3 protein-coding genes are annotated in these 1,380 nt (G+C 68.4%); all 3 read right to left on the reverse strand.

Features of this window, described 5'->3' with window-relative positions:
* A partial coding sequence (locus tag NQ160_RS23795) for a signal peptidase II (RefSeq protein WP_257517453.1) occupies positions 1-248 on the reverse strand: 248 nt, incomplete at its 3' end.
* 9 nt (positions 249-257) lie between these two features.
* A complete protein-coding gene (locus NQ160_RS23800; protein ID WP_257517454.1) occupies positions 258-869 on the reverse strand; it encodes a DivIVA domain-containing protein in 612 nt (203 codons plus the stop codon).
* A 115-nt stretch (positions 870-984) separates the two neighbouring features.
* Positions 985-1,287: a YggT family protein gene (locus NQ160_RS23805; protein ID WP_257517455.1), complete on the reverse strand. Its 303-nt coding sequence runs from the start codon at positions 1,285-1,287 to the stop codon at positions 985-987.
* Positions 1,288-1,380 lie beyond the last annotated feature (93 nt).

Below are 1,380 nucleotides of genomic sequence, written 5' to 3' on the forward strand. Positions count from 1 at the left end.
GTCACGGCAGCGGCGAGAAGGACCAGCGTGAAGATCCAGGTCACGCCCTCACCCAGGGAGAATGCCGCACCGGGGTTGCGCGTGAGGTAGAGCTGGAAGAAGTCACCCAGGACGGGAACCGTCTCCTCATAGGGGAGGTTCTCGATCGCGAGATGCTTGGTGAACTGGTCGGCGGCCAGCACCAGCGCCGCGAGAATCGCGATGATGGTGCCGGCCGCCGCCGTACGCAGAGGCGTCCGTTCGGTCAAGGACCAGGCCTAGTGGCCGACGGCCGAGACCGGCGCGGAGCCGGACGTCGTGCCCGTGGTGTCGAGGTCGCGAAGCTTGCCCTCGATGTAGCTGCGCAGCTGCGAGCGGTAGTCGCGCTCGAACTGGCGCAGTTCGGCGATACGCGTCTCGAGCACGCCGCGCTCCTTCTCGAGCCGGGCGATCTCGTCGCGGCCGCGGGCCTCGGCCTCGGCGACGATCGACGCCGCCTGTGCCTGCGCCTCGGAGATGAGCTTGTCGCGCTGAGCCTGGCCCTCGGCCACGTGCTCGTCGTGCAGACGCTGCGCGAGCTCGATGATGCCGGCGCTGGCGGCGACGGGAGCGGCCGGCGCGGACTCGGCGGCGGGGGTCTCGGCAACCACCTCGACGGCTTCGACCTCTTCGACCTCGGCGGGGGCCGCAGCGGCGGACGCGGCCGCCGGCGTCTCACCGGACTCGTAGGCGGCGAGCTTGGCCTTCAGCTCTTCGTTCTCCGCGATCGTCTTGCGCCATTCGACGACGATCTCGTCGAGGAAGTCGTCGACCTCGTCCGGGTCGAATCCTTCCTTGAAGCGCACGTGCTGGAACTGCTTGGTGACGACGTCATCGGGGGTCAAAGCCATTGTCTGGTCCTCTTTCGGAGCTCACGTCGCGGGCCGATCGGGAGCAGCCCGCTACCTGCGGGCCGATCAAACCAGCATAGTGCGAGCGGTCACGGGCCGCGAGGCGGAATGGGGGTCAGGGTCCGGCGATCGAGCGCGTGATCGACAGCAGCACGAAGCAGACGAGCATCGTGAGCGGGAATGCGAGATCGACGGCCACCGGCCCCAGTCGGAGCGGGGGGATGAACCTGCGGAGCAGCTTGATCGGCGGATCGGTGACCGTGTAGACGATCTCCGCCGCGACCAGGCCGGCGCCGCGGGGGCGCCACGATCGGTTGAACATCGGGATGTACTCGAGGATCAGCCGCACGAGCAGCAGCAGAACATAGACGAGCAGGAGCGAGTTGACGATCGAGGCGACGAGCTTGAGCACGTCCACGGCGGTCTACTGCGCGAAGGCCGGCGCCTCGGGGTCGGCCTGCACCACAGCACCGTCACCCGACACCGCGACGTTCTCGGGCGACAGCAGGAA

This window comes from Microbacterium sp. zg.Y909 (assembly GCF_024626565.1).